Annotated in this window: 9 protein-coding genes; all 9 read left to right on the forward strand. The window is 42.0% G+C overall.

What is annotated here, in order from left to right; all coding sequences use genetic code 11:
- The first annotated feature begins 502 nt into the window (after positions 1-502).
- The 9 genes from GGR28_RS18685 (at position 503) to GGR28_RS19250 (ending at position 10,420) form a co-directional block, all read left to right on the forward strand.
- Positions 503-727, forward strand: a complete 225-nt coding sequence (locus GGR28_RS18685; protein WP_183497358.1) for a UPF0175 family protein — start codon at positions 503-505, stop codon at positions 725-727.
- Complete coding sequence (locus tag GGR28_RS18690) at positions 724-1,176, forward strand: DUF3368 domain-containing protein (RefSeq protein ID WP_183497359.1); 453 nt, start codon at positions 724-726, stop codon at positions 1,174-1,176. The genes GGR28_RS18685 and GGR28_RS18690 overlap by 4 nt, the downstream gene beginning before the upstream one ends.
- A 364-nt stretch (positions 1,177-1,540) precedes the next feature.
- Positions 1,541-2,728 (forward strand): hypothetical protein, encoded by a 1,188-nt coding sequence (locus tag GGR28_RS18695; RefSeq protein WP_183497360.1) that lies wholly within the window; start codon positions 1,541-1,543, stop codon positions 2,726-2,728.
- 17 nt (positions 2,729-2,745) lie between these two features.
- Positions 2,746-3,393, forward strand: coding sequence for a hypothetical protein (locus GGR28_RS18700; protein ID WP_183497361.1), 648 nt, complete (start codon positions 2,746-2,748; stop codon positions 3,391-3,393).
- A gap of 431 nt (positions 3,394-3,824) precedes the next feature.
- Positions 3,825-5,093 (forward strand): hypothetical protein, encoded by a 1,269-nt coding sequence (locus tag GGR28_RS18705; RefSeq protein WP_183497362.1) that lies wholly within the window; start codon positions 3,825-3,827, stop codon positions 5,091-5,093.
- Between the two features lie 357 nt (positions 5,094-5,450).
- Entirely contained in the window at positions 5,451-6,521 is a 1,071-nt protein-coding gene (locus tag GGR28_RS18710; protein WP_183497363.1) for a Fic family protein, read from the forward strand.
- Positions 6,522-6,801: 280 nt separating this feature from the next.
- Positions 6,802-8,475, forward strand: a complete 1,674-nt coding sequence (locus GGR28_RS18715) for an AIPR family protein (RefSeq protein ID WP_183497364.1) — start codon at positions 6,802-6,804, stop codon at positions 8,473-8,475.
- A 530-nt stretch (positions 8,476-9,005) separates the two neighbouring features.
- Positions 9,006-9,791, forward strand: a complete 786-nt coding sequence (locus tag GGR28_RS19140) for a reverse transcriptase domain-containing protein (RefSeq protein ID WP_262890803.1) — start codon at positions 9,006-9,008, stop codon at positions 9,789-9,791.
- A 38-nt stretch (positions 9,792-9,829) separates the two neighbouring features.
- A complete protein-coding gene (locus GGR28_RS19250) occupies positions 9,830-10,420 on the forward strand; it encodes a group II intron maturase-specific domain-containing protein (protein ID WP_183497366.1) in 591 nt (196 codons plus the stop codon).
- The last annotated feature ends 77 nt before the right edge of the window (positions 10,421-10,497 follow it).

The raw sequence follows: 10,497 nt of genomic DNA on the forward strand, positions 1-10,497 counted from the left end.
GTCAAAGAGATTAAAAAATAAAAACACCACTGTACGGCACCCAACACCGCAGCCAGCGTCCATGCGCTTAGGCGCACGTCGTGGCTGCACTCGTTCGGCGCAACCGCAGCCACAACCACAACACAATAGCTGGCTAGGTGCGGGTTTGGTCCTACAGATAAACTCAGCCACGGGTACACAGAAAATTAAACAATCAGGGCAGCTAAACGAACTGATTTTAATGGCAGTTTATCCTATTATCAGCTCCCGCACGAGGTAGGCGCTACATGACGATGAATACCATCGAAAGTGCTCTTGGTCATTGTTGAAAAGGACACTGCGCGATGGAGATTTATTATTACGACATCAGCACAGGGCAGCTAAGAGCACTGATTTCAGCGGCAGTTTATCCTACTATAAAGCTCCCGCACGGGGTAGGTGTCACAGGAGACAGCGAGACAACCTCTTGACCAAACTTGTCGTTTATACTGTTTTACAATCAGTTATTTTAAAACTCGATGCTATGCAAACCGTGACCTTGGAACTACCCGATGCAGTCGACCTCGGAGAAGTCAGGTTGATGATCTTCGCTTCTCTTTTCGGTAAGGGGACGATCTCTTCCGGTAAGGCAGCTGCTCTGCTCGGAATGAAGCGAACGGACTTTTTACTAGCCGTAGGGCAGTACGGCATTAGTGTTTTCAGTGATGATGAAGATGATTTGAAGCGGGCGACAAAGATCCGTTTATGAGAGCAGTTATTGCTGACACCAGTTGTTTGATCATCTTTACGAAGCTGGACCAACTCGACATACTAAGGGATACTTTTCAGGGTCTTGCAACTACGGATAAAGTTGCCGAAGAATTTGGTCCGCTACCAAACTGGATTAACGTTACTACGGAGTATGATCGAGGACTCTACACCGAACTTTCCCAAACTTTGGGGATTGGTGAATCAAGCTGTATTGCTTTGGCTGCCGGAGAGCAAGATGCACTATTGATAATAGATGATCGACAGGCCAAACGAACCGCGGAAGGAATTGGAGTAGAGTGCATCGGAAGTTTAGGCACTCTGTTGATTGCAAAGCAGCACGGCGTCATTGACCAGGTTGGGCACCTCTTGGATGAAATCCAGAAGACTGATTTTAGGGTATCGAAGAAAATTATAGATACGGTACGACGATTGGCCGGGGAACTTTAGACTTTTAAAGAAAATGCGCCGAACACCGCGCCCAGCGTCAACCGGGGCTAAGGGAGGGGAGTGTGGGTTGGTTTCTGTTTGGCCCGCGGGTTCGTCCCGTCGTCAATGGCCCGAAAGCTCCCGGTGGTCGGTTTCGGTCCATGCCGCCGCGCCGCCCCCACTCATTGGCGAGGTTGAGCTGGTTGATTTGTATTATTGATGCCCCGGTTGCGTGGGCGCCCCCGTTCGGCGAAACTGATGCATAAGACCACCTTTATATACGTCAATACTTTTTACACTATAGTGTTGAAAATAATAACTCTTGAGTCTTGTCCACAGTCTAAAATTAAGGATGAAATAAATTACTTGACAATAACTGCTTTTTATGGTGACAGTTAATAACATTGAGAAAGCCAATCAAATAACCAATATTTGGAATAGATACATTTATAGATATAAATTTTTTGGTAAACAGTTACAGTTTACCGATGATATTCGAACAAATTATTTTGGTGAGATTTTGACTCAATTCCATGACATGTGCATGGTTTTAGATCAAAGGCATGACGAGAGTGCTTCGTACGGTAAAAGGATCTTGTATGCTATTGGCTTACTGCAGGCGATTTATGTTCAACAAGATTTGATTGAGGAAATACACATAATTTTTAAAACTGGTGTAGATAAACAAATATTGAATAAAGACGAGAATTACGTTATCAACCGAAATATTCGTAATGAGACAGTTGGCCATCCTATAAGGAAATCAATTCAACGCCCAACTAGCCTTGGACCACAAAAGCAACCAGGTAAGAATAAACTACTATCGTCTACTCTGTTCGTTCATGATACAACAGATAGAAAAATTGTATACGGAAGATATCATAGAGATAGCAATTTTAAAATGGAAGCAAAAATTCACTTTTGGAAGGATGTATCACAACGGCACAATAAATTTATTGAATCAAATTTAGATTTTATATTAAAGAAGATCGGAATATTATTGGAAAACTTTGGGAAAAATCTTATTGATCTGTACCAAACTTTTAATATAATGCCTTTTAATAGTTTAGTAACTGTTGTTGAACGCAGATTTGAAAAAATACTGCTCATTGAGTATGTTTTCGATCCTTTAGTTTTAAATAGAGCTAATCTACACTCACATTCACATCCCCGATATCAAAACGTAGTAGGTCAATTCTATAAAACATTAGAAGACTGGCTGACTGAGGAAATTCAATCAATCGAAGAATTAATAGGTGAAGCATTGCGTGAAATCCCTTTTCACCGGGAAATTTCATCATCAAATAATAATAATGAAGTTTATAATACTGATCTATATAGTATAGAAAGCAGACTGCCTGGAGAAATGAAAGGATGCACTTATGACCTGGGTAAGCTTGTTGATCGCAATCATGGCATGTGGGAATATTTTTATACTACCCTCAAAAGCAAATGTATTAATCAAGATCCCATCTTAAATGAACTGGAATTTCTTCGAGCAAGTAGACTAGACGAATTTGAATATTGTTGTTCGTTCTTTTATATCGAGCGGCTGCTCAAAGAGACATGTTAAGCTTAAAAGAATAATAAATGAAATATTCAGACGACCAACAATTAGTAAGCATTTCTTGGCTGGAACTAAAACCAAATGAACAAATTGGAGGCAATATTGAAAGCTTCGAAGACTACTACAATCGTTTAAGAATGAAGCATCTATATAGTCATATACCTAAAGAAGTTTATGAACAGTGGATATGTCCATTGCATAGTAATTGTGACACAAGGGAGAACTACGGTTGGATAAACTATAGGTATGCAACTTTTGATCTTGTCGAAATAGAAAGCGAGTTGATACCTAAATTAAACGTTATTCCCGGCTATAGATCTTACGTTCACGATTTGTCCGAATTAAATAGCTATAACGACTTTAAGCATTCTAAACAGGATGTGAAACACTGGATGCAAAATAGGAGCTGGAGAGTACCTCCGATTGTATTAGATTGTTCAACTGTAGACTTTGGGGCTAAACCTCAGTGGAGCCATATCGAAGGAGAATATCAGCTTATAGAAGGACATTCTAGGGTAGGATATTGGAAAGCAATAAATAAATTTTCTAACGGTTCACTTAGTTTTAATAACACTAGACACTTTATCTGGATGATGAAATGCAACCAAACAGTTAGAGAAGAGAATTATCAACAGACCAATAGCGACGAATTTTATTTAGATCAAATTTAAGTTTATACCCTGCAACAATGAAAATAATTATTCGCCGAACACTGCCTACCACGTACAGCCGCCGGTTGAGCTTTTCGGTGCTATTAGTCCTTTAAAGGCAGCCGAATTCAAAGTGGCTACCGGAATGGTTATTGGTAGCGGCGCCCGTCGGGTAGGCCCCCGTTGGGCGAAATAGCCGACATTAGGCCGGCAACAATAAGAACTGTGAACCAATTTTGACTTTTTTAAACGCTATTACATGGTATATCCATAGAAAATGGAATTAATATTTGTCTAAAATGATATCAAAGAAGCAAGTAAAACAAGTATTAAGACAGTCATTCCATTCTTTTGAAAGCTGTTTCGATGTGATTATGTGCTTAAAATATTACCGTAGGAATAAACTTGATATTGGTACACTAACTGATGGATTGGTGAATTTCCAATTTGTGATGGCCCAACAGCTTTACGAATTGGAACACTTATATAGAATTATAAAAAAAGAGTTTAAGCAGCTCAATAGAAATCGAAGTCGTTTGAGCAAACCTTACTTTAAGCTAAGAACTTCCACACTCAATAAGTACCTTGAAGCTGTCGATAGCAGCATCTTAATCGGGAAATCACTTGGTAACGCCTTTACTTGGTTTTTTTATCAGTTTGACCAGAACCTTCTTGTAAAGCATATGAATGAGGAGAGAAATTTTCATCCCACCTACGGAAGCGGTGCAATTGCGGAGATCGAGTTTTTAAAAAGGGCGCTAATTTCAAAGGGTAGATACTTACTTTTATACCATGGGATTTGTGATATGCTTAGAATCGGAGATTTTTCAGTTATCGATCTTAAAACATTGCGAGTCAATGAAATATTAGAGTTGAAGTCACAAAAACTTGACGCTACTCACTTCAACTTAAGCTTATATTGTTATGGTAAATCAAACTCATTCATAGGGCCCGAGAACATCAAAATTGGAAGTCATGTACGTGAATTATTTGAAGGTAAAGTTTATAAAGAAAGACTACAGCGACAAATAAAAAAGATAAAGAACTTGATGAAAGATCAGAAGCTGAAAAAAGATTACCAAACCGTAATATCTTCTCAATCGTATCTTCCCGAGTTGTACAAAAAGTTAGAAAAATGTAAGATCGGTGAAACTAAGCATGTGAAATTAGGTGATGGATTAATCGTCAACTATTCAAAAATTTGTAAAGAGTTTCTGCCGCTCAAGCAGGTCGAAAGATTAAAAATTATTGAGCCAAATCGTAATGTTATGTACCAAATGATCAACTCTACGATGACTCAATATAAGGAATTAAATTATCCGCTATTTGGGCCAATTTTATACCACAATAATGCTATTATATATCATCCTGGAACAATGCCATTAATTTGGTATCAAGTTGATACTACTTTTTTAAAGGATCTGTATTTCGGAAGGATTTGTCTTACAACCATCTATAATCCGGCTGTGTTTATCGATGAATTAAGCAGAATTGATTACCAATACAAGATTGAAGATAGGGAGTTAATTATTTACAGGCCTACTAATGGTCAAAATTTGGTTTTAAAAGACTATATGTACTTTGTTGATTTGGTTTCCATATATTTTATGAAGGAATCAACTGTATCACGATTGCTAAATGAATCTGTTAAGCATATTGAGGGAAACAATGTCATCAATGCCAAAGTCGAACTTCAAATCAACACTTTGGTAGACATTTAATTAATATTCGCCCAACATTGCGCCATCGTCAAGCCGGCGGTGACGCTTTTGGGTTTCGATAAAGGCTCAATAAGGCTACATTGAGGTTGGTTGAGGTCAGGATGCTAGCCGGTGAAAGCCGGCCTGCGGTGGCGCCCCCGTTCGGCGCAAGCAAATATCCACCCGCCTCATCTTAGCACTACGGTAAGACTGGTTAGGCATAGCTTGACTTTTGAATCCCAAATCTCATCTACCTTAGCAGAGACACTAGAACAAGCCTAAGAAAATGCCAGTACAAGAAAGACAATCTTGATAATCTAATAATATTCAAATAACATTCTAGGAAATAAGATTCGGGCGCGGTACCTTTGGTAACCAATGGATAAGGTAATGGATCAAAAGTTACAGTTAGATTTTAAGGCAACCCAGACGGTCATCCGGGAGATCGCATACATCGATTCGTTTAAGGGAAAGTGGAAAGGCTTAGAGCTTAAGGAATCAGCGTTGCTTCGGGAGTTGAGACAGATAGCTACCATTGCGAGTATCGGTTCCTCGACTAGAATTGAGGGATCAGCGCTAACAAATGAAGAGGTGGAGTCACTGTTGTCAAACCTGTCCATGAGTGAACTTAAAGCCAGAGATGAACAAGAAGTATACGGCTACTATGAAGTCTTGGAATTGGTGCTGGAATCACACCCGGATATTGAATTAACAAAAAACAACATACATCATCTCCATAAATTACTGTTGAAGGCCAGTGCCAAAGATGAATACCACCGGGGAGACTACAAAAGGACTACCAATAAGGTAGTAGCTAAGTATCCCGGCGGATCGGAGAAAGTAATATTCAATACCACGGAGCCGAGCAAAGTTTCCGATGAGATGGAGGCAATCATCGCCTGGACCAAACTCCATTTAGCTGGAAACGAATATCATCCGCTCATCGTTATTGCCGCCTTTGTTTATGAGTTTTTGTCCATCCACCCCTACCAGGACGGCAACGGCAGGCTTTCCAGGTTATTAACCACCTTGTTGCTGTTAAGGCAGAACTATGATTTTATGAATTATGCCTCAATGGAAACCGAAATAGAGAAAAGGAAGAAAGAATATTATCGAGTTCTAATGAGCTGCCAGCAGAATCGCTACACGAATAAGGAGAAGATCGGGGATTGGATCGTCTATTTTTTGCAGATGCTTCATGAGGCGATTGATATTTTAGAGTCCAGATTCGATAAGATTAGGGTAGCAAAATCTTATTTAAATGACCGGCAGAAGCACATTCTAAGCTTCATTCGCGAGAACGAACCGGTGAAAATATCAGATGTGTCCGAAGAATTCACGGGTGAAACCATTCACACCCTGAGGAAGGATATGGGCTACTTAAAGGCCGAAAATAAGATCAAGCAGGTGGGAAAAGGACGGGCCACCATCTATTATGTAAAAGAATAATGCGCCGAACATCGCGCCCAGCGTCAACCGGGGCCCGGGGAGGGGAGTGCTGATTGGATTACCGTGAAGCCCGCGAGGCCGTCCCGTCGCCAATGGCCCGAAAGCTCGCTTTGGCTCGGTTTCGGTCCATGCCGCCGCGCCGCCCCCGCTCATTGGTTAAGTTGAGTTTGTACTTTAGAATAAAGCATGCCCCGGCTGCGTGGGCGCCCCCGTTAGCGGCAATCAATACTTAAAAAAGCACATTGAACTATATTTGATCTTTCACCCCAAAAACTCACTAATGAATATTAAGATTCGACAGATAAATCATCATCTTTCAAAAGAGTATTTTCCCTATATCGTATTATCAAGATCCGATCAAAGATTCCCACTCGAGCAGCAAAAATCATTTAAATTTACTAGGGCCTTGTGTGGCTTAGCAATCAGTATGAACTCTGAACTAAATCCTAGTGAAACAGTAAAGTATATTACTGACGGATTTGGAGACAATGGTCTTGATGCAGTGTATTATAATCCCAATGAAAGGACTTTATATCTTGTTCAAGCGAAATACAATTCGACTGGTGGTCAATCAATTATAGACAAAGGGGATGCTCTTAAATTTGTTAGCGGAGTTGAAGATTTGTTACTTCCAAAGTACGATAAATTTAATGATGAAATTAAAAGCAGAAAAAAGGAAATTGAAGGGTATCTTTTAGATATTCATACTAAGTTTAAACTTATTGTTATTTCTACAGGTAGTGGAACACTTTCTGGAGAAGTTGAAGGAGTATTTGAAGAGTTTTTGGCGGAGAATAACGAGATAAATACAACGTCTAATTTTAGTGTTTCAACAATAGGAGCATCAGAAATCTATACTTACTTGTCTAGAGGAGCAATATCTGCCCCTATAGATTCCGAAATTGCATTGCATAAATTTAACAAGATTGATGACCCAATCAAATCTTACTATGGCTTGATTGCTGGAAGTGATCTGGTAGCGTTATACAAAGACAACGGAAGAAAACTTTTTGCCCCTAACATCAGGGTTTACCTTGGAGATACAGAAGTCAATGATGGTATAATAGAAACATTAACCAATGAGCCTGATCGATTTTGGTACTATAATAATGGTATAACAGCATTGTGTGACCGAATTGAGAAAAAGCCTATTGGAGGAAACACGACTGATATAGGGCTTCTTGATTGCACAAATATCCGGATTGTGAATGGCGCTCAAACTGTAGGCTCAATGGCAGTAGCTGCTGCCAGTATTCCTGATAACGTCGCGAACGCAAAAGTTGCTATAAGACTGTTTCAGGTCCACGAAGAAAATCATGAGGAATCAAAGACTATCACTAGAACAAATAATACCCAGAACAGAATTGAAAGTAGAGACTTTGTTTCTTTGGATCCTCAGCAAGAAAGGATAAGCGATGAATTAGCCATTGATAAAATAATATATGTGTATAAATCTGGAGAGTTCGTCGAAAAAGGACAAGACGGATTTGATTTGACAGAGGCAGCTATTGCTCGAGCATGTCATCATAATGATGTTTCTTATTCTGTGATAGCTAAAAGGGAGGTATCTCGACTGTGGAATGATATAGAAAAGCCACCCTACAAGCTATTGTTTAATTCAGGCATTTCTGGACTTGAATTGTTTGAGTCAGTAAAGATTTTCAGAAAAGTTGAAGAATTAATTAACGATAAAAAGGCGAACACGATGGACAGAGAGAAATTATTTGCTACTCACGGCAATAGATTCATTTTGCATCTTGTATTTCAAAATATGTCATATAGTAGAGTTCAGAACACATTTAATACCAATGGAAGGGAAATAGAAGAAATTTTTGCTGAGCAATACTCCTTGCTGTATCGCAAAATTGAGAAATACTACAGCTCCTCGGTACTCGGGTCATTGTTTAAGAATTTTTCAAAGTGCCGAGACCTCGCTGAAAAGGTGAAAGAATAATGCCGCTAACACCGCGCCATCGTCAAGCCGGCGGTGGTGCTTCTTGGTTTCGAAGATGTTTTATCGGCTAGGAAAGAAATCTCCTGATCCGATAGTTGGTCGGTGGTAGCCGGCCTGCGGTGGCGCCCCCGTTAGGTGCAACGTGTGCTCTGAATGCTGATATATAACTGTTGATTAACTCAATGCCTATGTAAACGCAATGCTGTAAATAAGATGATGGTAGGCCCATCACTGGCGAGGTACAGGCCTAGCCAGTAAACCACCCCGAGGTGCTATGAGAGTGATTGATTGGTGCTGAACGTCGTGGGAAAAGGTCCGATTGAACGGATCAGGTGAGAGTAGAGAAGATGAACGAAAGTGAACCGCTGATGAAGCGTCGTGAGAACAACCCCCCATCCCAACTGCCGGTATATTGCAGCCGGAGGACTAAAGCGTTGCGGGCGACCTGTGTACTAGCGCGCGGTGGGCGGCGTAAAGGCGGCATGATCTCTATTCAGGCTTATTTACGGAACAGAGGAAGCCAATCCTGAATGTCAAGGGAAAGACGCAAGTCGGAAGAACACCGGCAAGGTCGAACACCGAAGTCAGCGATTGGTCTCGGACCCGATCATAGTAGTGAGGAACGGACTGTAACGGTCCGGGAGCGAAGGGTCGGGCGTGTATCGTCTGCTGACAGACCGACAACGCCGTTGCCTCGTCGTAGGCGACACAGGAAGATCGACTGGCATCAGACAAGAGGAACCATACTGTTAACTCCAAAACACTTTTTAGACGCCTATCATCAGGTGAGGAAGAACAAGGGCGCGGCCGGAGTGGACCACCAAAGTCTCAAGGACTTTGCCAGGAAACTGGAGTCCAATCTGATCAGCCTTTGGAGCCGAGTGGTATCGGGCTCCTATCATCCACCGGCGGTTCGACGAGTTGGTATTCCCAAGGCAGACGGTAGAACGCGCTACCTGGGGATACCGACGGTGAAGGACCGCATCGTTCAGCAGGTTATCAAAAATCTCATCGAGCCACGGCTGGAGCAAGAATTTTTGGACTGCTCGTATGGGTACCGTTCAGGGCGGAGCGCACACGATGCGCTGCAAGTGGTTCGGTTGGGCGTACGGAAAACGAGTTGGGTGGTAGATATGGACGTTGCCAAATTCTTCGACGAGATGCCGCACGATAAGTTGCGTAAAGCGATGGACGTGCACATCGAGGAGAAGTGGATACGGCAACTGATCGACCGCTGGCTGGAGGCTCCGCATTATGCTGTAGAAGACGAACAGCTGATCTACCGGCAGGGTAGGGGACGCCTCAGGGAGGAGTAATCAGTCCGCTTTTAGCCAATCTATATCTGCACTATGTGTTGGATAAATGGTTGGTCAAACACCATCCAGATGTAAAACTGGTTCGGTATGCGGATGATGCCATCCTGTTGTGTAACTCCCGCAACCGAGCCGAATGGATCACTGAACTGCTCGCCGAACGCTTCAAGGAATGCGGATTACGGTTACACCCGGATAAGACGAAGATCGTTTTCTGTAAGACTTCCCATCGGCAGTCTGGACATGAGGCCGTGTACTTTGACTTTCTGGGATACCGTTTTCAACCCAGCACGAAGCAGCGACGAGACGGCAAACTTTTCCTCTCCTTTGACTGCAAAATGAGTCCTAAGAAGAGCAAACTGGCCATTGCCAAACTGCGCTCGATGAAGTTCCACTTGTGGAATACGGCAACGATAGAAGAGATCGCCGCGGCCATCAATCCGGTGCTGCGCGGACTACTCAACTATTTTGGCCGGTTCAATAAACACCAGGGACTGGAACGGGTGATGCAGGCGGTGAATGACCGGTTAGCCAAATGGGTTAGCAGGAAGTATAAGCGAATCGGAAAGTCGGCGGCGAGAACGAGGCGCTGGTTGTGTAACTTAGCAAGTAAGCAGCAGTTCCCCGGGTAAGGTGTACACGTAAGGTGAATAAAGAATCTTCTTCCGCGCTGTAAGCTCATTTCCCTACGTGGAGTAGTTTAGTTGCA

Source organism: Neolewinella aquimaris, from assembly GCF_014197245.1.
Taxonomy (GTDB): Bacteria; Bacteroidota; Bacteroidia; order Chitinophagales; family Saprospiraceae; genus Neolewinella; species Neolewinella aquimaris.

What these genes read in the sequence shown, in the direction of transcription:
- GGR28_RS18685 (WP_183497358.1), top strand. Translation starts at nt 503, where the DNA reads ATGCAAACCGTGACCTTGGAACTACCCGATGCAGTCGACCTCGGAGAA.
- GGR28_RS18690 (WP_183497359.1), top strand. Translation starts at nt 724, where the DNA reads ATGAGAGCAGTTATTGCTGACACCAGTTGTTTGATCATCTTTACGAAG.
- GGR28_RS18695 (WP_183497360.1), top strand. Translation starts at nt 1,541, where the DNA reads ATGGTGACAGTTAATAACATTGAGAAAGCCAATCAAATAACCAATATT.
- GGR28_RS18700 (WP_183497361.1), top strand. Translation starts at nt 2,746, where the DNA reads ATGAAATATTCAGACGACCAACAATTAGTAAGCATTTCTTGGCTGGAA.
- GGR28_RS18705 (WP_183497362.1), top strand. Translation starts at nt 3,825, where the DNA reads ATGGCCCAACAGCTTTACGAATTGGAACACTTATATAGAATTATAAAA.
- GGR28_RS18710 (WP_183497363.1), top strand. Translation starts at nt 5,451, where the DNA reads ATGGATAAGGTAATGGATCAAAAGTTACAGTTAGATTTTAAGGCAACC.
- GGR28_RS18715 (WP_183497364.1), top strand. Translation starts at nt 6,802, where the DNA reads ATGAATATTAAGATTCGACAGATAAATCATCATCTTTCAAAAGAGTAT.
- GGR28_RS19140 (WP_262890803.1), top strand. Translation starts at nt 9,006, where the DNA reads ATGTCAAGGGAAAGACGCAAGTCGGAAGAACACCGGCAAGGTCGAACA.